This window comes from Rhodococcus erythropolis NBRC 15567 (assembly GCF_001552595.1).
Classification (GTDB): Bacteria; Actinomycetota; Actinomycetes; order Mycobacteriales; family Mycobacteriaceae; genus Rhodococcus_F; species Rhodococcus_F erythropolis.
This window is the reverse complement of sequence record NZ_BCRM01000029.1, coordinates 59,823-81,755: the sequence shown is the minus strand read 5'-3', so window position 1 is coordinate 81,755 and position 21,933 is coordinate 59,823. Positions and strand designations below refer to the sequence as shown.

General features: G+C 61.7%; 22 protein-coding genes. 4 read left to right on the top strand and 18 right to left on the bottom strand.

Annotated elements, in window-relative coordinates; translation table 11 throughout:
- Window positions 1–474: 474 nt before the first annotated feature.
- Window positions 475–1,674 (top strand): IS110 family RNA-guided transposase, encoded by a 1,200-nt coding sequence (locus RE4_RS26725; RefSeq protein WP_196232054.1) that lies wholly within the window; start codon window positions 475–477, stop codon window positions 1,672–1,674.
- 36 nt (window positions 1,675–1,710) lie between these two features.
- On the opposite strand, the gene RE4_RS26720 is transcribed toward RE4_RS26725, so the two are convergent.
- The 8 genes from RE4_RS26720 to RE4_RS31115 form a co-directional block, all read right to left on the bottom strand.
- Entirely contained in the window at window positions 1,711–2,163 is a 453-nt protein-coding gene (locus RE4_RS26720; protein ID WP_024488120.1) for an HIT family protein, read from the bottom strand.
- A 153-nt stretch (window positions 2,164–2,316) separates the two neighbouring features.
- Window positions 2,317–3,291: an SMI1/KNR4 family protein gene (locus RE4_RS26715; RefSeq protein ID WP_024488119.1), complete on the bottom strand. Its 975-nt coding sequence runs from the start codon at window positions 3,289–3,291 to the stop codon at window positions 2,317–2,319.
- A 663-nt stretch (window positions 3,292–3,954) separates the two neighbouring features.
- The gene (locus tag RE4_RS31120; protein ID WP_127160079.1) at window positions 3,955–5,229 is read right to left on the bottom strand and encodes a helix-turn-helix domain-containing protein; all 1,275 of its coding nucleotides are present in this window, start codon (window positions 5,227–5,229) and stop codon (window positions 3,955–3,957) included.
- A 405-nt stretch (window positions 5,230–5,634) separates the two neighbouring features.
- Window positions 5,635–5,964, bottom strand: coding sequence for a hypothetical protein (locus tag RE4_RS26705; protein ID WP_024487950.1), 330 nt, complete (start codon window positions 5,962–5,964; stop codon window positions 5,635–5,637).
- Entirely contained in the window at window positions 5,961–6,521 is a 561-nt protein-coding gene (locus tag RE4_RS26700) for a hypothetical protein (protein ID WP_024487951.1), read from the bottom strand. The genes RE4_RS26705 and RE4_RS26700 overlap by 4 nt, the downstream gene beginning before the upstream one ends.
- Entirely contained in the window at window positions 6,518–6,973 is a 456-nt protein-coding gene (locus tag RE4_RS26695; protein ID WP_024487952.1) for a hypothetical protein, read from the bottom strand. Before RE4_RS26695 ends, RE4_RS26700 begins: the two co-directional genes overlap by 4 nt.
- A complete protein-coding gene (locus tag RE4_RS31705; protein ID WP_080666668.1) occupies window positions 6,970–7,278 on the bottom strand; it encodes a hypothetical protein in 309 nt (102 codons plus the stop codon). Before RE4_RS31705 ends, RE4_RS26695 begins: the two co-directional genes overlap by 4 nt.
- Window positions 7,275–7,970 carry a hypothetical protein gene (locus tag RE4_RS31115; protein ID WP_127160080.1) on the bottom strand — a complete coding sequence of 232 codons (696 nt, stop codon included), beginning with the start codon at window positions 7,968–7,970 and terminating at the stop codon, window positions 7,275–7,277. The genes RE4_RS31705 and RE4_RS31115 overlap by 4 nt, the downstream gene beginning before the upstream one ends.
- A 228-nt stretch (window positions 7,971–8,198) precedes the next feature.
- On the opposite strand from RE4_RS31115, the gene RE4_RS26680 reads away from it, so the two are divergent.
- Entirely contained in the window at window positions 8,199–8,663 is a 465-nt protein-coding gene (locus tag RE4_RS26680) for a helix-turn-helix domain-containing protein (RefSeq protein ID WP_080666669.1), read from the top strand.
- A 251-nt stretch (window positions 8,664–8,914) separates the two neighbouring features.
- On the top strand, window positions 8,915–9,271 hold the full coding sequence (locus RE4_RS26675) for a helix-turn-helix domain-containing protein (RefSeq protein WP_019749738.1): 357 nt from the start codon (window positions 8,915–8,917) through the stop codon (window positions 9,269–9,271).
- Between the two features lie 3 nt (window positions 9,272–9,274).
- Here the strand turns inward: RE4_RS26675 and RE4_RS26670 are convergent, their stop codons facing one another.
- Genes RE4_RS26670 through RE4_RS26660 form a run of 3 tightly spaced genes read right to left on the bottom strand, consistent with a single transcriptional unit; the run spans window position 9,275 to window position 11,432 of the window.
- Window positions 9,275–9,877: a phosphatase PAP2 family protein gene (locus RE4_RS26670; protein WP_024487957.1), complete on the bottom strand. Its 603-nt coding sequence runs from the start codon at window positions 9,875–9,877 to the stop codon at window positions 9,275–9,277.
- Entirely contained in the window at window positions 9,874–10,953 is a 1,080-nt protein-coding gene (locus tag RE4_RS26665) for a hypothetical protein (RefSeq protein WP_024487958.1), read from the bottom strand. The genes RE4_RS26670 and RE4_RS26665 overlap by 4 nt, the downstream gene beginning before the upstream one ends.
- A complete protein-coding gene (locus RE4_RS26660) occupies window positions 10,950–11,432 on the bottom strand; it encodes a hypothetical protein (protein ID WP_024487959.1) in 483 nt (160 codons plus the stop codon). Before RE4_RS26660 ends, RE4_RS26665 begins: the two co-directional genes overlap by 4 nt.
- Window positions 11,433–11,619: 187 nt before the next feature.
- On the opposite strand from RE4_RS26660, the gene pgfA reads away from it, so the two are divergent.
- A complete protein-coding gene (gene pgfA / locus RE4_RS26655; protein WP_049941023.1) occupies window positions 11,620–12,609 on the top strand; it encodes a cell envelope lipid trafficking protein PgfA in 990 nt (329 codons plus the stop codon).
- A 40-nt stretch (window positions 12,610–12,649) separates the two neighbouring features.
- Here the strand turns inward: pgfA and RE4_RS26650 are convergent, their stop codons facing one another.
- From RE4_RS26650 to RE4_RS26620, 7 genes are all read right to left on the bottom strand, one after another.
- Window positions 12,650–13,237: a hypothetical protein gene (locus RE4_RS26650; RefSeq protein WP_024487961.1), complete on the bottom strand. Its 588-nt coding sequence runs from the start codon at window positions 13,235–13,237 to the stop codon at window positions 12,650–12,652.
- A 157-nt stretch (window positions 13,238–13,394) separates the two neighbouring features.
- Window positions 13,395–13,982: a hypothetical protein gene (locus RE4_RS31700; protein WP_024487962.1), complete on the bottom strand. Its 588-nt coding sequence runs from the start codon at window positions 13,980–13,982 to the stop codon at window positions 13,395–13,397.
- Window positions 13,979–15,550 carry a peptidoglycan DD-metalloendopeptidase family protein gene (locus RE4_RS26640; protein ID WP_024487963.1) on the bottom strand — a complete coding sequence of 524 codons (1,572 nt, stop codon included), beginning with the start codon at window positions 15,548–15,550 and terminating at the stop codon, window positions 13,979–13,981. The genes RE4_RS31700 and RE4_RS26640 overlap by 4 nt, the downstream gene beginning before the upstream one ends.
- Window positions 15,547–16,365, bottom strand: coding sequence for a hypothetical protein (locus tag RE4_RS26635; protein WP_024487964.1), 819 nt, complete (start codon window positions 16,363–16,365; stop codon window positions 15,547–15,549). The genes RE4_RS26640 and RE4_RS26635 overlap by 4 nt, the downstream gene beginning before the upstream one ends.
- Complete coding sequence (locus RE4_RS26630; RefSeq protein WP_230544145.1) at window positions 16,365–18,476, bottom strand: hypothetical protein; 2,112 nt, start codon at window positions 18,474–18,476, stop codon at window positions 16,365–16,367. The genes RE4_RS26635 and RE4_RS26630 overlap by 1 nt, the downstream gene beginning before the upstream one ends.
- A complete protein-coding gene (locus RE4_RS26625) occupies window positions 18,473–21,520 on the bottom strand; it encodes an ATP-binding protein (protein ID WP_024487966.1) in 3,048 nt (1,015 codons plus the stop codon). The genes RE4_RS26630 and RE4_RS26625 overlap by 4 nt, the downstream gene beginning before the upstream one ends.
- On the bottom strand, window positions 21,517–21,915 hold the full coding sequence (locus RE4_RS26620; RefSeq protein WP_024487967.1) for a hypothetical protein: 399 nt from the start codon (window positions 21,913–21,915) through the stop codon (window positions 21,517–21,519). Before RE4_RS26620 ends, RE4_RS26625 begins: the two co-directional genes overlap by 4 nt.
- Window positions 21,916–21,933 lie beyond the last annotated feature (18 nt).

The window sequence follows — 21,933 nt, the reverse complement described above, 5'->3', positions numbered from 1 at the left end:
CCCCACGGCCAGCCGCGACCGCAGCGCAGGTGTTGACCCGACGTAATCAACGGTGCTGGCTGTGCGAGCAGCGCCGCACCTGTACCCGCTTCGGTGGTCAGTGGGAGTGCCGCGACTGCACGCTGCCGGCGGAAAGGTGACGCCTGCCCGGCGGCCGGCCACCTTCGGTGTCCCCCGAAATGAACTCCGCTGCGCTCCGTTCTGTGAAAAGCATTGATTTGTTTTCCTTAACGTCTTTGAGGGGCGGTTTCCGGTTGTTGCTCGTAGGTTCGGAGCTGCCTGGGGACGCTGCGGTATGGCTTATTTGTTTTCGCTGTTCGTATGGCCGGAAGTGAGTGGCCGCCGCGGTGTTCTCGACGACTCGACTGCTTATTGAGAGATGCGACTCGATCGCTGTTTAAGGACACGACAGAGAGGTCGTCCACCCAGGTGCAAGCCCGATCCATGACGGAACGAGAGTGAAAGGGAGCGCTCGTGAGGCAACTATGGGCAGGAATCGATGCAGGCAAAGCGCACCACCACTGTGTGGTGATCGACAGCGAGGGAACGCGATTGCTTTCGCATCGCGTCGCCAACGACGAAACCGAACTCAGCGATTTGATCGACGACGCCCTCTGCCTCTCGGGTGGAGGTGTGGTGACGTGGGCGGTGGATCTCAACAACGGTGGTGCTGCATTGCTGATCGCGCTGATGGCCGAACGAGAGCAACGGTTGCACTACATCCCAGGCCGGGTGGTCCATCACGCCGCTGGTGGCTATCGCGGGGACAGCAAGACCGACGCGAAGGACGCCGCGATTATCGCCGATCAGGCGCGGATGCGCCGCGACCTGCACCCGATGCGGGCCGGCGACGAGATCAGTATCGAACTGGGCATTCTGACCTCGAGGCGTACCGATCTGATGCGAGACCGTACCCGCACCATCAACCGACTCCGTGCACTACTGGGCACCTACTTTCCGGCCCTCGAGCGGGCGTTGGACATCAGCAACGTCAAAGCGACGTTGATCTTGCTCTCGGGCTATCAGACGCCGGACGGGATCCGCAGGCTCGGCCAGGCACGGTTGCAGGCATGGCTGCGGAAACGTAAGGCCTACAACGCCACCCAGATCGCAGCGAAGGCGATCGCCGCGGCGCAGTCACAACATGTGAGAGTTGCCGGCCAGGACGTAGCAGCGACCACGGTCGCGAAATTAGCGGTGCAGGTCATGAACATCGATGCGGAGATGGCCGAGCTCGATCGTGATATCGAGGAACGGTTCCGCAGTCATCATCATGCGGAGGTGATCGAGTCGATGCCCGGTTTCGGGCCGGTACTCGGGGCGGAAGTGCTCGCCGCCACCGGCGGCGATTTCACCGCATTCGGGACCGCGGACCGATTGGCCGGGATCGCTGGACTTGCCCCGGTACCACGTGATTCGGGTCGGGTGAGCGGAAATCTGCGGCGCCCACGCCGATACGATCGTCGACTGTTGCGGGCGTTCTATCTCTCCGCGCAGTTGAGCGTTCGAAGTTGCGTGCCGTCGCAGACCTACTACGCGCGTAAACGTGCGGAAGGGAAACGGCACACCCAAGCCGTTCTGGCGTTGGCCCGGCGGCGGTTGAATGTGTTGTGGGCGATGCTCCGCGACAACGCGGTCTATCGGCCGGAGCCGACTGTTGCATCGGCCGCCTGAGTAACAGATCCATGCGGAGACGGTGCACAGCCCGAGTCAATCCAAGACGGTGGAAAGCTGCCCGTCCGGGGCGGTGAAGAGTCGACTGCCCAGAGTGGCGATCGCCTCCATGTCGCCGGGGGTTCCCGGTTGCCAGGGCAGCACCAGTCGATCCTTGGCTTTGTCGACGTAACGCGGAATCACGTGCAGGTGGAAATGGAACACTGTCTGCCAGGCGTCGGCGCCGCAGCAGTTGAGCAGGTTCACCCCGTCTGCACCGAATTCCGCGACCGCTGCCTTCGCGATTCGCTGCGCGGCCAGAGTGACATCGGTCAGGTCCTCGGCCGGGATCTCGAACAGATCTTTACTGTGCTGCTTGGGAATAACCAGTATGTGACCGTCCGAGCCCGGATTGATGTCCATGAAGGCATACGTCGTCTCGTCCTCGGCCACTTTCACGCTCGGGACTGTGCCGGCAACGATGCCGCAGAACAGGCAATGATCGCTCATGGCCACGGAGTTTAGCCTCAGCAACATGGGCGCGGCCCTCTCAACCGCAGTTTGGGCCGTAGATCAGACCGCACTGCGGGCGTCACTGGGATGAGCTGATTTCAGTTCTGGCTATCCGGTCCACGCGATGCGTGTCCAGTTGGAGCGACTCGGTCACGGGGTGTGAGAGTTGGCTTGCAACACACACTGCCTGAGTCGCCAGGTGCGGTCAGGTTCCCATTCGAGCGCTCCGTTGTCTGTCGTCCAGTACCAGCCGTCGTGGAACGCTTTCGAGGTGGTCAGGCTGTCGGCGAGATCGGTCAGCATGGCGCTGATCGAGACCCACTGTGGTCCAGGCTCGTCCGCTCCCGTCTTATCGAATTCGGTCACGCAGCCGTGCATGGGTCCAGGTCGGGTGTCAACGCACAAAAAGTTGCTGTCGAGTCCCGCGAAGGGGACGAAAGCCGGAATGAAGGTGTCGGCTTGAAATCCAGCCTCGGCAGGCGCGTCAACAGGCCCACCGCCGTACAAGCGAGCACTCTCGTCCCAAATCCGAGTCGATGACTCCCAATGCCAGATGGCATCGTCCAACGTGAGAAACGCGAAACGGTGGAGCAACCCCAGCAACCGGTCGTCGGAAACTCCGTCGACCAAGGTGTAAAGCTCGATCAACTCGGCCGGCCAACTTTGTCCCGTCTTCGCCATCGCGGCATCGACACTGTCGCGGTCGGCTCCAGTGATCGTCGTGCCGGGAAAGTGGACTCGCAGCCAATCGGAGATCCGGCTCCACTGATCACGAACCGAACCCGCCGTCGTTGAATGCACGGCGCTTCGCGCGTGCGAAGAACCCTCGATCATCGCCTCGACAGCAGCGCGGCGCTGTGCGTTCTCTTCCTCGGTGACACACCTGCGGATATCGGCTTCGAGTTCAGCGCGGTCAAGACTCTGATCGCCGAATCCTGGCACACGGGCATGTGCGCTTCCCAAGGACACCCAGATCATCGGCCGCGATCCGTCCTCGGACACAGCCAACTGCACGCCTTCCTCGGCGATCTGCGCGATCGCAGCATCATCACCAACGACGTAACCATCGCGTAGGAGAACCTCGCCGGAACCCGAGCCTGGCCGAGCAACCGCCCAATAGGTCACGGAGCACTCTCTTTCATCTTCATCCGATGCTGGAAATCGATTATTCGTTCTGAGAGATTGTCTCAGTCAAGCGGGGCGACACGGTCAGGCACCTTTTCGTTACTAGTAGCGGACGCGTTCGGGGCATTTGCCCCGCGCCGCGTGCCGCGCCGGAGATGGGAACGGCCTTCGGCCGTGCTTGACAAAAGCTATTGAGATTCACTTCTGGCCTTCCGATTCTCGTCGGCGGTGACCTGCGCGCAACCCCTGGCGGCGCGGCGCCGGCCGATGGCTCCGAGAAAATCTTCGCCACTCGCAAGCTCCTGTCAAAATTTTCTCGGCCCAGGGGTGGCACTCCGGCCCCCTCATACCGACGCGATGATTCTCCTTTTGCCAGCAGGCGAAAAAAATTGGCGGGGCACGAGGCCCGGTCACTTTCACAGCAAGGGGAACGACATGCAGAACATCCGTTTGGTCGGAGGCGTTGAGCGCGTCCGGGTGTGTACGTCGGTGCGAGTAGCGGAGCTACCGCAACCTCGCGCCTTCGCCGTTGGGATCTTTCGGCCACGACCATTCGTGAAACATGCTTCAGTGGAGATGCATTCGGCTTTTCGGATCGTTGATGCGGCCCCCGCGGGATCTCTTTCGAGTGGAAGGCGTTTACGTGGCTTCGATGGTGGCGCATCATGCCGGCCGCAGATCGGCCGTAGGGGTAGAAGCGCTCCGGAGTGTCTGGAGTGCTTTTGTTCGGGTTGCGTCAGAGGCGGCGCGTTCCTCGCGTGCGCGTAGTTCCGCGTGTCGGGTGAGCTGGTCAGCGCGTCGAGTGCGGTTGTGTTCGTCGTTCCGCTCGGTGGGGGTGGGTGCGGCCCAGTCGATGTGGGTTAGTCGCCAGCGTAGGAATGCGGACGGTCGTGGGATGTGGCTGGGCCACGACCAGCCGCGTTGTTGGGTGTCTGTGGTGAGTTGGTGTGCGATGTCGCGGCCGGTCCATCGGGCGGTGTCGATTCCGGTTTGTTGGAGGGCGTCGCAGATTGTTCCGATGTGGCCGGCTGGTTTCAGTGCTGGTGCGTGGGCGATGAGTTCGGCTGCTGCGCGTTGGAGGTGGATGGGTCGGGGTGTGGTTGTTGGTTGGTGTGTCGTCTTGCCCGCGTGTGCTTGTGCGCGCGTTGGTGAGATCTTGAAAGCAAGAGCTTTAAGTGCAAATCCCCCGGAGGGGGATAGGGGGTCACGGGTGCCGGATTGTGGATGGTTCCGTGCGGTGGTTCTGGATCGGTATGCGTTGGTGCGCAGTGTGGCTCGGGTGGGTTTTCTGGGTTTTGTGAAGGGAGGGGTGATGGTCGTGATTACTGGATGGGGTGTGGTGAGTGCCCAGGTGGAGGCTGCACGGAATTGGCGGTGGCCGTGGTGTGATTCCGCGGCCATAGCTTCGAGGCGGCTGAGGTAGCGGCCGCGGACGAGTTCTACCGCGACTCCGAGGGCTGTGAGGACTCGTCGGGCGCGTTTGACGGTGGAGGTGCTCACTCCTGCACGGCGGGCGATGGTCTCGCGTGAGGCGGTCACTGATCGTCCGGTTGCGCTTTCGGCGAGGGAGGCGTGGATGACGGCGACGGCGAAGACGGCTTCGGTGCTGATGGTGTGGGTTGTGCAGAGTGTTGTGCCGGTGGGGGAGTTGAGGAGGGTGCGGACTTGGTGTTGCCAGTGTGTGCGGCTGGTCCAGGTGGGGGTACGGCTGTAGGTGCCGTCGGGGGTGGGGAGGGACCAGGAGTTTCCGCGTTGGTTGCTTGTTCGGTTGAGTGTTTCGATGCGGGCGACGTTTTGGGTGGCTTGTTGTACGGCGTGGGCCCATTCGTCGTCGGAGACTGGGGCGTGGCGCGTTGAGGGTGAGCGGTCGGGGATTGTGTTTTGTGGAAGTGTTGAAGCTGGTTCAGGGTGTGCGTTACCCTGAGATGTACCTGTCACAGGTAAATCCCTTCATGTGAGTGAAGAAGTAGTGCAGTACAGAAGGCGGAGTGGTTTCTTCGGCTTCATCAGTGACAGCGAGCCGGGCCTGGCTTGCTGTTGATTCGGCTCAGTGTGTGGCGAACCCCCGTAAGGGGGTTTCGTCGTTTCTGGACTGCGTCTATGGAGTTGTGTGTCAAGGTTTTTCGGATGTCATGCTGGGTGGTGGCGTTGCCTCTCTTTTCGGCGGTGTTCGGGTCAGGCCTGGTGTTTATTGAAGTCAGTTGCCGCTGGCGGTCTGTGACGGACGCTGGCCCCGATGTGCGGATCTGTCGGGTTTCGAATGTCAGGAGCGTGTGGGGCGAAGCGAAAACACTGCTCCCACAACACCTGCACACCCCAACGCGACAGCGAGAACGAGCGCAATCACGAATGGTTCGCGTGAACGTGGATGTGCAGATCCAGAAGCCCGCGCAGTGCAACCGCGACTTCGTGAATCTGATCGACCGACGCAGTTTCCGGATCGGAGGCAACGAGATCTGCCACGTCGATGAGGTTGTCGCGCAACCCGACCGACAGATCGCGAGGGCCGGCGAGTGCGTCGACGGTGTCCCGGACGATCGTTTCGGCGAGTTGTCGTACCTCGGTCAGCTCGGCGTCGGTGGGGAAGGTGATGCCTACTTCTTTCAGGAGCGCTGTGGAGGCGGTGCTGATCATGGATTCGATCAGCGGTGAGCGATGCGGTGTTTTTGTCATGATGCTGCCCCCAACTGTGTGGAAACAGACGATGTGGTGGTGTGTGTGGGATGAATCCAGTGTTCGACGGCCGCGGTGATACTTGCGCGGGCGGTGGCAGGGTCCTGTGTGGTGATGACGGCGGTGAATGCTGAGGTGACTGCTTCGATCGCGGAGGTCTCGAGTCCGTTGCAGTGGTCGAGTCCGTCGGTGATCAGCTCCAGTGCAGTGTTGAGGACTTCCCAGTGACCGTCCGCGTGCGGTGAATGCGCTGCGATGAGTTCGGTGGTGGGGAGTTGTTCTGCGGCCCACAGTTCTCGCACGTTGAGGGGGTGGATGGGGTGGGCGGTGAGTTGGCACAGTCGGGCGACGGGGGCGCAGACGTGGTCGAGTCCGTCGACGATCGCGGTCATTCCCCAGAGCGGGTGGGTGAGGAGGTGCGCGAGCCATTGCCATCGTTCGGAGGGAAGGCCGGTCGAGGCAGGGGAGGGGAGGGCCCCGGTACTGATCCCGTAGATGATGTCCGGGAGGGGGCGGTGGGGGTTGTTCAGTTCGTCGAGCAAGCGGTGTGTTGTCATGTGGGGCAGTCCAATCGGGTGACGTCGAACGAGACTGATGTGCAGGTGGGAAGGTGCGCGGAATCCGTCGCACCGGTACGGAGAGGTGCGAGGACCGGGGCATGGGAGGGGTCGACCCGCAACGGGCCGTGGGCGTCGATCAGATCGCGGGCATGAAGAACTGCGCGGGAGTCCACGTCGATCAACCCGTACACATCCGGTGAGTCACCGATGTGCGGATGATCGTGAATGAAGGTGCGGCGACTACGCAGGCGGCCGGCGACTTCGACGAGGATCCACAACCGGTCATAGCAGTCGCGTACCGGCACATGGCCGTGCGTGTCGGCGAGGACTCCGTACACGGACCACGCTGATTCGAATGTCCTCAAGATCAGTGCCGCGGATTCTTCCGATGCCGGCGTGTCGAGCGGCGGTGTGAAGACCGGATCGAACGACCCCATTGTCGGGGTCACGCAGCGGTCCCACGAGAAGTGCCGCGATGCCCGTCGACCCGCCGGTAGTACGAACGCAACATCGCATCCGAGGTGATCGGCCGGCCACGATGACTGAACGGCACACCCGCCCAAATCATCGACCGAGGCGGAGTATCCGCCGCCACCATCGACGACAACTCCTTCCGGCAATCCGCCAAACGCGGGCACCGGAAACACTCAGCCTGCGCATCCACACCCGCGCGATACGAACCCTCATCCAGATCCCACGATTGAGGATCGACCGCGCACGCCAACACAGTCGGCGGCGGCACCGTGGCCCTCACGCGGCCACCTCCGAATCTCGGCGACGGCGCGTTGCTGTCGTCAGCGACTCGTACAGGCCCAAGCGTTCACCGTCGACGATATTGCCGTGACTGTCATACGCATTGCCCGCCATGATCATTCGCTGCGGGCCATCCCCACGTTCCGCCGACGCGGCCGCATCGATGCGGCACTGCGCCAACAACGGGCACGCCTCACACGAGGAGATTGCGCGGCGCCACTCCACCACCGTGCGGCCATCCATCTCCCACGACGGTGACTTCCCCGCGCACAAACCCTTGCCCGGCTCGGCACCACGAATCGGCACCACGCCCCGAACTTCCAACTCCACACGAACGGCTCGCACAGTCGGGCACACATCGCACTCCGGCGAGAAAACGAACCCGCACCGCGCGCACCGACCAACCCGATCAGGATGATGCGAAGCAGCAACCCGAAGAAGATCGTCAGTGCTGAACTGCGGCAACTCGACCGCAGATGTTCCCCTGCCCTCACGGTGCGTCAACTCACGCAACGCGGCCGCAGCCTCCGGGCACAACGGAACAAGCTCCGAAACACTGAAACCGCAACCATCGCAACGCCCGCCGATCGACGAATGCCGCGCAACAAGCCGACGAAGCGTCAACGTCGATAACGCGGCATACCGATTGCGGAACACGTCATCCGGACCTGATGGGTCCACTAAGATAGACATCGCAGAATCCTTTCTGCATCTGAAGAAAATGCTGGACGGGTTGCATCCCGTTTGGTCTGGTCCCTCGGTCGTTGGCGCGACTGGGGGACTCTTCCGTTTTTTGCTCTAGTTGTCTCCCTTGAGGTCGTTGACTACGACTTGACCGCCATCTAAAACCGGTCATCTAAAAATAGCCGCGTGTGCGAATGGTATCGAGGAGGCGGCACAGTGTCTACTAATGACAACGAGATGCGAAGGGTGCTGGCTGTGAGTCGGCGAGTGATGCGGGGGTTTTCCCCGTCAAGTCTTGTGGCTGCGCGCCGCACTGCGGGGATGTCACGTGCGGAATTGGCGCGGCGGGCGGGAGTGGGTGAAACGACGATCCGGCGCTGGGAGCAGTCGAATTCCTCTCCGCAGGTTGATCTTCTGGCGACTGTGGTGGCGGAGTTGGGTGTAGAGATCGCCGATATCGTGCAAGTGCCTGAGGATGACAGGTACCCGGGTGATTGGCGCGTCTTGAAGGGTTTAACCCAACCGCAACTTGGGATGCAGGCCGGCTTGCGGACACCGATCGTTGGAGGCATCGAGCGGGGCGAAATTCCGTTGTCAGACGTCGTGGCGGAGAAACTTGCCCCGGTTCTAGGTGTCTCGGTTGACGAGTTGCTCGCTGCGCATATGCGGGTTCGTCATCGGGGGCCTGAGGCGCCCGCCTAGGTCCAGGCTTTTCTTTGGTCGCCTTCGCTGTCGTGCTGACTGATGAAGTTACGCCGTTTCGGCTGCGGTGGGTCACCGCCTGTCGGTCCTGACTCTGTAAATCATTGCTGCCCCTCACGGTCGAGGTCAGCCTAAAACCGAAAACTTACTATTGCAAGTTGCGTTGGGTAGCGGGACTTGCCAGTATTGGAAATTGAACATTGGACCAGTGCGCCCATTCGGCACGGCGATTGAGGACGGAGGGACGAACGATGAGCACATTCGCAGAACGGCTCCGACATCTCTTCGACACGGTGCACCCGAGAGATCGTGGTCCGTACACGCAAACAGAAGTTGTGGACATAATCCGCTTCGGCGGCGGCAAGATGACTACCGGGTACATGTCTCAACTGCTGAGTGGTAAGCGTCAGTCGCCAGGCATAGAAACAGTTCGCGATATCTGCAATGTTTTTCATGTTCCGATGGACTACTTCAGTGACGAAGAAACGTATGAGTTGGTCAAGCACACCATCGCCTGGATCCAGGATGTTCGCGATAGTGAAGGTCAGCAGGTTGCAGCACGTGCCTACAACCCGTTTCGGAAGATGATGCAGTCTGACGATGACTAGTTTCTAAGCGATCAATGCATATGCAATCCCCGTTGTGACCGCTCCGGCGATAGCTCCGACGATCACCTGGCCCTTGGTGTGATCTCCCAGGTGAACCCGTGACCATCCGATTAACGGAGTCAATGTGAGAGCAAGTAGCCACCAGGGTGACAGCGCAAGCGCCAAAACTATGGTGACCCCGGCTGAAACTCCAGTGTGCACACTGACTTTCCAGTGGAGAACGCTAGTGATCAATGCAGCCACCACAAGCGCCGATAAGCCGGCAGTCATGAACGCGATCATTTGAATGGGTGCGCTCGCGATAATCTGAATGATCAACCCACCCAAAGCAACTGCGAGCAGTATGACAATGAGAAGGTGTCGTTCGCTGATGCTGGTGACGTGGTGATCGCCGATTTTCGACTTTCGCATCCCGTAGAGGATGACGCCCATCGGGACCACACCTGTGCAGATCGCGACGAAGATTCCCCATCCTGGCGCCCCGATGGAACACCCGAGGATCAATGAGGTCACGATGTTGATGACCCAGGGTGCGCCAATCTCGGTGAGCAACCGCGCGATCCGGTCGTGTCCTGAGGCTTTTCCCTGTACTCGTGTTTCTGTCATTGCTCAAGGACTAACTTTCGCTCGATTTTACGGGCGTACGCATCACCCAGTTCTCGCGCCCAACGGACATCTGAAGTAGCTGCCCGTGCTCGGAGATTGTCCGATCCCAATCCCTCCGGAATCCGATCAGTAATAATCCATTCCGCAACAGCATGTGCCACCTCTGTCCGGCTCAAGGCTGCACCTTGGTTCGGTAGAGCCTGTCTCTTGGCCTCCAAGCTCAGCGCGTCCAGCAGTTCCGCTGCGCGATCGGCGGCCCGATCAGCGGCGCCGCTTCCGGCCTCGGATGGCCGTAGGGCACCAGGCCAACGGGCAAGTAGCTCGGAGCGAAGGTCGTCAAAGGCCCGAAGTTGCGCTCGTGAGACGAGCGTAGTTCCCATCGCTGTAACCAAGACTCCCGCTGCGACAAAGAGAACGCCGACAACGGCCAGGAGGCGCGAGATCGCAAAGGGTGTCGGGGTCGGATCGATCAGTCCCCACCGGGCCGACCCCAGGTAGCCAATTCGGAGTGCGGCGTATGCGCTGAGTGCAGCGGCTCCGGGGGAAATGATGATGAGCCCCCAGCCGGTTGCCGTCCGCCGGTCTGCTTGCCGAATAGCGACGATTGTCACCATCAAGCACAACAGAAACGGATAGGCCATGCCCAGCATCAGGCCCTCTGCGTACCCCGGAAGAAATGCGTATTGGTTGTCGAAAGTCCGGTTGTCGGGGTTCGATGCCGGCCACGGAGTCTTGAAGAAGAAGTAGAAAGAGAGCGCTGCGGTGACAACTGAGAGTGAAATATGTAGCCAAAGTAGCTTTTTGAGATGCCGGGAGCTGGTGACGGTTGTGAACACAATGGCGGTGCCGACGCAGATACCGCAGACGAGCAGCATTTTGATTGTGCCGGGTATTCCAGCCCCGAGTGTGACTCTGACAGCGCTCTCGACCGTTTTCACGTTGAGCGCCATATGAATCGACATGCACAGTAGAACAATGACTGCGCCTGCCAGAGTCCACGACCTGGAAAACCACCAACGCTGGATCCGGGTGGCCGCTGCAATGGCGAGTACTGCCGCCGCGAGAGCAGTGATCAACCGAGTGCCTCATCCAGTCGTGAACGAACCGAAGGATTCTGCGCGCGACGTGTGACGTGAAGCCGCCGCAGAAGCAGACTCCCGAATGCTTCAGCCTCGGCTTCTTCCGTCGAGACGGTGTCCACACAATCGCGTCGAAGCATCAGAGTTCCAAGATCACGCAACGCGGGTGGGAGGAAGTCGGTGGCCAAATCGATGGCCGGTCTGCCGGAGTGGTTCAACGCGATATGTCCCAACTCATGAGCAATCGTTCGGTCGCGAGCATGAACCCACCCTGCACAGGACACTTCATCGCGGTCGTGGTGTCGGATCCATTGACCAAATACACCGGGCGGGAGGACTGCGTCGTCCAGCACGGTCAGTGGGCGTCCGCGGTCGCGCGACAATGCTTCGGCCATACCTTCAAGGGTTCGCGCTTCGTCGCCTACGGCAATGCGGAACAGGCGCTCGACTGCTCGAGCGACGGTTTTGTCTGCCACTTCGGGGCACCTCCTCACCGAGTATCCCCTACGGCCCCAACCGAACACCGTAGTCGTTGTTGTTGGTATCGCTCAACTGGGCGCTCAAGACTAGCGCAGTCACGGGCTCGCACAGTCGAGCACAAGACACGCTAGGGTCGTCCGAATGTCGCCTAACTTGCGCCCCTCACGTCGAAGCGCTGCCTGCGTGGCTATTGCGGCGGCAGGTTTTCTGCTGACAATGAGTGCGTTGGCGCCCACCTATGCCAAGGGGCAGCTGGTGAAAATTCCGTTGAGCATCGATGCGGCAACAGTGTCGACGGGTACTGCAGTATTGCTCGATGCTGCGGCGTTAGCGAAGGGCAAATTGGTTGTGGACAGCAATGTTCCGATCACAGTCCAGCAGCGCGTCACTGCCGAAGATCCGTCGGGATCCGACGTGGTGACCCTGCAGTCGGCGGTTCAGATGGTGCGGGACGATCGGGTCGGTTCGGCAGCGATTGTGAATGCGAGCATCGATCGTTCCACTGTCGACAGGATCTCGGCGATCCCGGTCGAGGAGCCGATCGGCTCGATCCAGACCGTGATGGACAAACCGGCGGAAGTTGTTGCCCATGAGGGACTTCAATTCAAATTTCCGTTCGACACTCAGAAACGAACGTATCCGTACTTCGACTCGACACTGCGGGATACCTATGACGCGACCTTCATCGCGGAGGGTGAAATTGAAGGCGTTGACGTCTACAACTTCCGTCAGGAAATCGCGCCCGTGGAGATTGGTACGGAGATCACATTGCCCGCCTCCAGTTGGGGGAAAACAGGAACAAGCCCAGTCACCATGAAGCGTTTCTATGGCATCACGCGCGAACTGTCAGTCGAACCCATTTCCGGCGCCATAATCCAAGTGCAGCAACACTATAGTCAATATTTTGCGACATCTGCTTTAGCCCCTGAAACCATCACGATCATCGATGTAGCCCCCAAACTCGATTCCCAGACGCAGCACGAACAGATCGAACGAGCCGTCATGTATCGAGACCAAATCCGGTGGGGTACGGATTACGGCCCGGCAATCGGGGGCTCGGTCGGACTACTGCTTCTTCTTGGTGGGATATATCTCGGATGGATATCAACGAGACCCGGACCACAATCTCTGATAGTCCAAAATGAGAAGTCCGGCGATCTTGTGACTCGATAGATGCCGGAACTGATCGCGTCGGACCGCACTTTCGCTGTTGCTAGTGAGAGTTGCAATCGACATGCATGGCGAGGTTAACCTTTTCGGCTGATTTGATCACCCAGTGTGGGGGTGTTCGCTCGTTGAGTTGGATCTCCACGTCACCTGGTTGGGGGACGTCCCAGGTGACGCCTCTGAGGAACTGGTTGGTTGTTCCGAATTTTTCGTTTAAAGCGATTTCGTGGTCGAGTGAACTCTGCGAAGTCGTGAATTCTTGCGCGGCGTAGTTCAGTTGAGGGTTTTCGATGGTGACGGTTTGGGATCCGTGGGTGAGGACTGCATGCCAGCCGTTGGGCTCGGTGATGTCGACGGTGAGGTTGTCGCCTTCGCCTATGCACTGTGCGTGGACCTGGTTGGCGGCAGGGAGTGTGATTTTGTCGTCGGCTTGTTGGTCGCCGACTCCGATTACCAGGTCTCCTCGCCACGAGGAGGATTCAGCTGGTGTGACGGTGCCGGCACGACCGTTGTTTGCGCTGGTGGTGGCGCTGCCGCCGTTGTCGTTGGCGGATGTCGAGTCCGAGCATGCGGTCAGGATCAGGGGTGCTGCGAGGATCCCGGTGACTGCGATGGCGGTGGTGGTGCGCTTCATGTGTGTTTCCCTCCAATGTGGGTTCGCGGGCCTGTTCGGGTCAGTTTCTCCTGAAAACGTTTGTGCCTGAGTCTTTTTCGGTGGTTCGTTCCTGTTAGTACGAACATAGTCGATCGGTACGAATCCTTTGTCGTACAGCCACGGTGGGGAGTGGTGGTCAGTAGCGGATGGTGTCGAGGAGCCACTGGTCGCCACCTTTGGTGAGGGTCACCCAAACCGTGGTATCGGTTGCGACAGCCCTGGTTTCGTTTTCGTTGATTGCGGTTTGGTGGATGCTTGCGACTCGGTGGATGAGTGCGTCGGTGTCGGGTGGGCAGCCGGAGCATCCAAGGGTCACGTTGGCGGCCACTTTGGCGTTGTCGGAGGCCCATTGGTTCCACTGTGCTCCTGGGCCTCGTTCGGTGTGCGTGTCGACGAGCAGGGTCTGTGCCAGGGTGTCGGTGAACCATTCCCGGGCGCGTGCGTATCCGTCGGTGGGGCTACGGTCCGTTGCCGGGTACCAGGTGAACGCCACGGAAAGTGCCTGGCGAGCGATGTTTTCGGCTCGCTCCGTATCCGGATCTTCGGTGACGTCGATTGTTGTCGGAGCCGGCGAAATCGAGATGGTCAGCGGCGCCGGTGACGGGGCGGTCTGTTCAGCTGTCTCGGTTTCCGTCTCGTTGCCCCGACCGGAGAGGAAGTACACCAGCCCCCCGACGAGGAGGACAGCGACGGCAAGCAGAACCAGCCTGCGTGCGTTGCTCACAGAACCCTCCTGGCTTTCATATCGCTCTGCAGTGGAGCTTGTTTGACGACGTCCCCCGTAGTGGGAGCATGGATCATCTGGTCTCCACCGATCGCGATGCCGACGTGCCCCGGACCTGTTCCGGCCCACGAACCGAACACCAGATCCCCGGCTTGTGCTTGGTCGATAGGGATCTCGACTCCGACGTTCCACTGCTGTTCGGATGTCCTGGGCAGGGTGATCTTGTTTCCACTTCCCTGGTAGATGGCGTAACTGGTCAGTCCGGAGCAGTCGAATCCACCGCCGGTAGTGCCGTTGATGTTGCCGCCGCCCCAGACGTACGGGGTGCCGAGGAATTGGCGGGCAGCGTCGACGACCTGCGATCCGGACGCCGAACCAGGCGAGACAACCAGCTCCCCACTACCGCCGGGTGCTGCGAATTCTGCTTCGTAAGCAAGGACTTTCGCGACGTAGGGCTGTGTCTGGGTGGTGTAGTCACCGCCGCTGGGCATTCCGCCCGCATTCTTCACCGCGCCTTCACCCGCGTTGTAGGAAGCGATATAGAGCGATTTCGGATCGCCCTTGACCGATCCGTCGGCAATCCATCCGTCGACGTGCGCCGCGATAGCGCAGAAGTATCGGCCCTGAGCCATGATCGCATCCCCGTCGTCCCAGATCGAGATCTTGCCGTTGCTGTCGTCGTCCTGGCCGTAAGAAGCAAATGTTCGCGGCATGAACTGCGTGATTCCCTTAGCGTCGCTCGCGGAGGTCAGGCCACGGACCAGGCCGGATTCGGCTTTTGCATCTGCGGCCAGCAGCGAGGGCTTGATCTGGGGGCACAGCGATCCGGCCTTGCGGAACCACGGTTCCATCTCTGGGGGAACGGATCCGGCTTTGAGATCGCCGCCACCCGCCACGCCGAAGCCGCCGCAGTCGATCGCCGATGACGACGCGGCTAGCTCGATGGCAGGAGAATCACTGCCGGCTTCGCCGGCGGGGGAGGGCGCTCCGCCGAGTTTGGTCATCGGATCGACGGCGGTTCCGTCCTGCAGTCGTCCGCCGTCCCAGTATTCGAAATGCAAGTGTGCGCCGGTGGATTGGCCGTTGTTTCCGATATTCGCGATGTGATCGCCGGCCTTGACCTGCTGGCCTTCCTTGACGAGGACACCGTCGTCGAACATGTGGCCGTAGACGGTGCTCACGGGTGTTCCGCCGACGAGCGAGTCGAGCACGATCCAGTTCCCAAACCCGGATGCGGGCCCGGCCTTCACCGCAACACCGTCGAGTGCCGCGTAGATCGGTGTCCCGACGGAGCCGGCGAAGTCGACGCCTTTGTGTTCGGTTCCCCAGCGAGGCCCGAACGGGGACGTGAAAGTCGTCGTTCCCTCCTTCGTTGGCTGGGTGATCGGCCCCGATGCTTTCAGTTCGATGTTTCCCGTAGAGGATCCCTTGTCGTCTCGCTCGTTCGATGAGTTTCCGCTGCAACGGTTGTGGGGGATCACCGGCTGCTGGGTGCATCCGGACAGCCCCAGGATCGCGGCGGTGGCCGCGGTGACGATCAGGGCTACCGCTGCACGGCGGCGACTCACAGCGTTCCCGGGAGCGGTGTGTCGAGGTCGGGAATCGGGATGGGGCCAGGGACGGGAACAGGCGCCGGCTCGAGGTCCGCCGAGGGAACAGCGACCGAGGTGGTCGATGTCGGCGACGTGGTCAAGGTAGTGCTCGGCGAGGACGTCGATGTCGGCGTCGTGGTGGTTGTAGCAGCTTCCGAGGTCGGTGGGCTCGCGAGGGAAGGTACGCCGAGCTTGTCGATCTCGCTGCGGTCGAGGGTGGGCAGCGGCGTCTGGACCTGCCATGTCGACCCCTTGTCGGTGCCCGATACTTTGAGCGTGATCCGCAGATTCCCGGCCTGCGTCGGGACGATGACCTGTACGGCGCTCTCGCCGCCGGTGCCGGCCACGATCTCACTGCGCGTCGGGCCGATGATCGCGACCGGTACGAGCGGGCGGGCATTGACCACCGTCACGCCGGGCGCTTCGGAGGTGTGCACGCCCAGCTTGGTCTTCCATTCGCTGTTCGAGAGTGACTGATCGACGTAGACGTGCGCGTAGGCCATCGCTGTCGCCGGTGCGCTCTCGGCAACCGACGCGATCGACTTGCCGGCAATGGAGGATTCGGTCACTTCGGTCAACTCGTAGCTCAGATCACCCGGGGTCGCGGACGCTGCTCCTGTCGTTGATGCGGTGGAGGCGGTGTTCGACGGGGTCGGGGACTGGCCGAACACTGCTCCCGCCACGAACAGCACACCGAACGCAGAGACGATCGTGATCATCAGATTGGTGCGCGAATAGAGAACCCACCGCCGGATCGGTGCTACGACGGGATTGGCTGTGCTGGAAGGCATCAGCTGAACCTGTCGGTCGAATCGGATGAAGTGCCTGCTGAGGTCAACGACGGCGTCCACAGTCGTGCCGTCGACCGCGGAGGAGTCGCCGAGTTCGAGCGCGTCGCACCCGATCGAGGCATCGGAGTTCCGGTGGGGGCATCCCGCAAGGGCGGTGTGAACACCTTCAGCGGCGCGATACTCGACCGCGGGCCTCCGTCCCATGTCTCACTCACCGACGAAGTGCTGCGCGGTGAACCGGCTTCGGTTCCGATCAGCTGTCGAGCGAGGGTGGGGCTAGGTTTGGCAGCGGGACCGGCGGTTTGTGGTCGATCCGACATGGGCCGCTTGGTGCCCGCGGAACTCTTGGCGGTACCGGCGAGGCTTCGGCGCCGCACGTCCTGGGCGTCCTTCCGTGAATCCGTCAGACGCTGTTGGCGATCCATCGTCTTGCGTGCCTCGACACGCGATTTGTCGACCTCGTGCCGGCGTCGCTGATTCAACTCGCGTCCTTCCGGACGCACTGGTGTCACCGAATCCTTGTCGAGGTCACCACCGCGTTTGGTCGCCTTCCGAAGCGCGCCGACACCTTCCTCGACCATCGACGCTGCGGGACCGCCCACGACGGCGCTGCCAGCCTTGAAGAACTTCTGTTTCATCGACGTCTGCGCGTGACGAGCTTTGCGATTGAGTGCGCCCGCTTGGTTCTGGGTGAAGGTCTGAGTCATCCGTTTGAACGGGCGCATGATGAACCAGCACACCGCCGTCAAGATGACCATGAACCACAGCCGCCACGTGCCGTCGACGAGACCGTTGTCGGTGTCGTACAGCTTGACCAGCGCCATCAGGTACAGCGCGATGATGACTGCGCCGGCCACGCCCCACATGTAGGCGGTGGCGATCATGCGGCACACGCGCGAGAGGGTGCCGCCGTGTGCGGCGGCGATCGGAACCCAGATCGCTGCGAAGAGAATTGCGAGTCGAATGGCTAGTAGCGCAGTGAGTTTGAGGATGGATGCGCCGATCCAGAGGATGGAGGGCATGGCGAGTTTGATCATCGCCATGAACCCTGTGCCGGTGCGTCCGGAGTCCTTGCCCTGGAACTGGCCGTACGAGAGGTTCAATCCGTCGAGTTTGTCGATGATGCCTTCTTGAAAGTCTTTCGCTTTCGTGTCTGCCAGCTCGCTCGCGGCTTCGTTGTCGCCGGCCACTTCTCGCTGCTCCGCGTACGAAAACGCGAGGGAATTCCGGAGCTTCGGTCCGAGTTGCAGTTCCTGGTCGTTGAAGTTCGTCCCGAACCATCCTTTGCGCCAGTCGTCGAGGAAGATCTTGTCGATCAGCACATTGCGGGGGTCTCCGGTGTTTCCGGACACGGACAGCATCTGACCTTGTGTGTCGGTGATGACCGATCCGAAGGTGTCGTCGGCGACCTGGATGGCTTTTTGCGGTGCGCCGACGAACAGTGCTCCGATGGCCATTGCAGCGCCGGCGATCGCGACGGTGCGGGTCACGGCCGCGGCATTCGATTTGAGGGCGTTCCAGATGATGATCGTCGCGACCACCATCAATGCCACACCCAGCCACGTTCCGTAGACACCGAGCATTCCGTTGGAGATCGAGGCGACGATCTGGTCGAACTGCACCATCGCCGGGGCGATCCCGGCCTCTTCGGCAGCTGCACCGGTCTTCGTCTGGTCGTCGAGCCAGAACGCGGCAGCTGCGAATCCCTTGCCGATTGCGAGGAACGTGTTGCCCAGGGTGGTGTCCGCGACGGCGTCGGGTGCGCGGACCAGGTCGTTGCCGCAGCCGAGGTCGTAGGTGTACCAGCGCAATCCGGCCCACCCGTAGGTTTCGTAGCCGGTGCCGCCCTGTTTCGGTTCGCGGTCTTTGCTCGAGGAATCGAACTCGGCAGCCATGACCGAGTTCGGGAACTCGGGGGAGGGGACGTCTTTGCAGTCGAATCCGCCGGCAGATGCGATCGGCCCACCCGGGGCGACGAGGGGCACCAGCGCCAACGCCAGAACGGCGAGAACCCGCGCCAGATTGACGGTCAGCGCCCGAACGCGCGATCGATGAGGGATTACTTCATTCAGCTCTGTAGAGGGTGGATTGAGCCTCCTGATGGTGTTCATGCGGCGCCGCCGAGAGCGTTCTTCGCCGACGAGGAATTCAGCGCCGCGAACACATGCGCGAGATGCACGTAGTGAATCCAGCTCGAACGCACCAGCTCCACGTCGTCGGCCATCCGGATCATCCAGCGCCGCGCTTCGTCCTGGTAGGAGGTGTCGGTGTCCTCGTCGAGAGTGTCCTCGCCGCCGCTGCCCAGTTCAGCGAGGAACTGCTCGAACCCTTGCCCAGTGGGAAGTTTGAGCAGTTTCAGGGCACCTTCGATTGCATGCGGATCACCGCCGACGTCACCGACGAACACCTCGTAGGTCAGGGCGGTCTTGTCGTCGCTGCCGTCCAATCCGAGGAAATCATCCGGAAGTTGCGAGCAGACCAGGGCGCGGACCTTGAATTTGCGTGAGTCGCGGGCGATTCGGAGGTTGAGGGTGCGGCCGGCACCGGTGGATTCGAGGTATTTGTTTTCGTCGAGGAAGAGCACCTTGCGCACGTGGCGAGGCTTTTCGTAGACGAGTCTGTTCGCCAGCCACGCGGCCATGTGCATCAACGGCGCCGTCATCCGTTGCTGTGGTGTCCACTGCGAGGACGGCGTGCCTTCGGGCGGTAGCTGTAGGCCTGGCATCGTCAGGATCGTCAGGCGGATGTCGGCGTCGAATGCATCCGCTCCGCCCCCGATCGTGCCTTCCTCCGGAAACAGCACACGTGCCTCGGTCAGCTCCGACATCAGACTGAGCTGCTGGTACAGCCCGTTCGCGCAGGTTTTGACGGCTTGGTCCGGATCGCTCACTCCGATGGACTGGATCGCGGCCAAGACTTCTCGGAGGTTGTGGTTGCTGTCGCCGCCGACCATGTTCGCGGCCATGTGCAGCACGGGTTCTGTGTGCTCGAGATGCAGATGCCGTTCGGTGAGCATCATCTTGAGCACCGAGACGGCGACCTCGACGCGCTCGGCGGCGGCTGCACGCATATCCGCATCGAACTTCGACTGCGCCGCCGCGAACGGATCGGCATCCCGGGCGAACTCGACGTTGCGGGCGTCGTACTCGGGATCGTCGTGACGTGGATCGGTGATCACGCGGTAGGGGTTCAAGGCGCCAGCGCGTGAATCGCGACCGGTGAGGGCGTAGACGCGGGCGATGTCGCGAAACTCCGGTAGTCCGGCCAACGCTGCGAGCGGACCGGAGGGGTCGAGGACAACGCCGTGCGCGCCGGCTCTGACGGCTTGGTAGACGATCATGCCTGCCAGGAACGTCTTTCCTGAACCGGGTACGGCGACGATCGGTGTCAGCCCGGACTTGTGCTTGATCTCGTGCGCGGCGAACAGGTCCCAGATCACCGGGCGCGGTGAGATGGATCCGGTCTCGCCCAGGACGACACCGCGGCGGTCACCGATCCGGTCACTGACGGTCGCCATCCCGGCGGCGACTGCTTCGACATCCATGTGCCGTTTGTTGGCGATGTTGGCTTGCGGCTCACCAGGTATGAACTCGCGCAGCAACTGGTATTGGCCGTGCTCTTGTTCGAGCGAGATGTGCGGTGAGTACATCTCCTGCAGATCGGAGACTTTCTGCCGCGCATCGTCGGGGTCGGTGCCGACCACCGCGAGGCGGTACCACCCGGTGGTTCGAGTCGAGAGTCCGGAATGGTCTTCTTCGACGTCGGAGATCACGTCCTGTGCGCGGGCGTGCTGCTCCGCCAACTCTTTCGGCGGGACCTGATCGTGTTCGACGGTGTAGTGGTCGAACTGCGATTCGATCTTGCCGGTCAGCGAGCGCATGGTGCGGATCGTTTTCGCTTTGTCGTGCAGTTTGATGCGATCGGACCATTCGAGAGGTTCACCGGACGGGTCCCCGATGATCTGCCACGGCAACATCCGTTCCGGAATCGGTAGGGGAGCCATGCGGCCGATCGTCAGCACGATCACCACGCCGGTGTACTTGCGGCCGTCGACGATGCCGGAGACGGTGGTGTACCCGTCGCCTGGGGTGAGGGAGAGGTCGGTGAGGTCTTCGAGGGCGGCGACGTCGGTTTCTTCCCAGTCTCCGGCGCCGGCGATCGCACCGCCAGCTTCCAGCGGTAGACCGATGGTCGCTGATCGGCGCAGCAAGTAGTCGATCGCGGCCGGTGTGGCGGGTGTTGCTTTCACACCGCGGCCGGACATGATTCGTTCGAGTGTGGCGAGGTGATCGGCAAGGGCCTTCTGCTCCCGTTCGAAGGCGTCGTCGGCCCAGCTGTTCACCCCGGTGCACACTCTGCCCAGCAGCGGCCAGTGAGCGAGGTGGCGCAGCATCCGGGCGGTCCAGTCCAACCCCTGGCCGAGTGAGGAGCGTTGCGGCAGTTCGATACCCCAGTAGCGGCCTTTGATCGTCGCGTTGGACCACAACATCGCGTGCTGCTGCCCGCGCAGGTAGTCCGCCCATGACAGTGCGCCGGGAACATCGGGAATCGGGGTTGCCCACGTGTCGTGATCGACTGCCCACTGTGCGACGGGGAACGGGGTGCGCACGAGGCGGCGATGCAGCGTGCTGACGCCGGCCTTCTGCAGGTTGGTCAGGATGATTGCTTCGTCCTGGATGAAGCGGCGCTGCTTTCCGGTGGTGCGGAAATTCCACGGCCCCTGGCGTTGGACGAACCATGCAGTGGAGGTGGTCGCGGTGCGGGTGATGTTCGCTGAGGTGCCGGTCAGTTTCAGGCGTACCGCTTTCCGTTCGCGGTCTGCACGTTTCTTCGCTGCTGCCTTGTCGCGATCTGTCGCCGACTTTGCCCGTTTCTTGCCTGTGCGGCGACGCTGACGGCCGAGCGCTTTGTCTGCGACGTGCTCCGGATCGGCCACTGGGGAGGTGTGGCCGTCGGTGTCGTCCTCGCTGTTGTCGTATTCAGAACCATCCGGAGTGTGTGCGGGTTCGGCTTCGGACCACGCCCGCACCGGATGCGGAGCATGCGACTGCACTGCCGCCCACGACGGAGGGAGGGCACCGGGAGGAATGACCGGAACCGGGTCGTCGAGCTTCGGATCGAACAGAGCCGCAATGTCGTTCTCGGGAACGGTCATCGGTGATCCTCACCGTCGAGGCGAACAGGTACGACAGCAGGTTCTCCTGTAGTCAACCGCTGAGGTAGCGAGATGAATACGGGTGCACCGCGCTTCGGTGGACGCGGTGCAACGAGGTCGTTGAGGGCGGCCTTGAGAACCGACCGCAGTGGGCGGTCCGGGGTGACGAACTTCGCGATCCGGGTCGTAAGCCACACCGTGATCACGGCCATCACCATCAGCGATTTGAACCCGAGCGGGACGTGCAGAATTCCGCGACCGATCACGAACACCACCACGAAAGCAACCACGCCGACGATGCCGGCCGTGTAGCGGATCCGCACGGGCAGTGGATAACCGGTCGGACCGAGGTAGTGCCGGTCCACGCGGTACATCAGGTCGTCGTTGTCGATCACCGAGCATCCCCTTCGAAT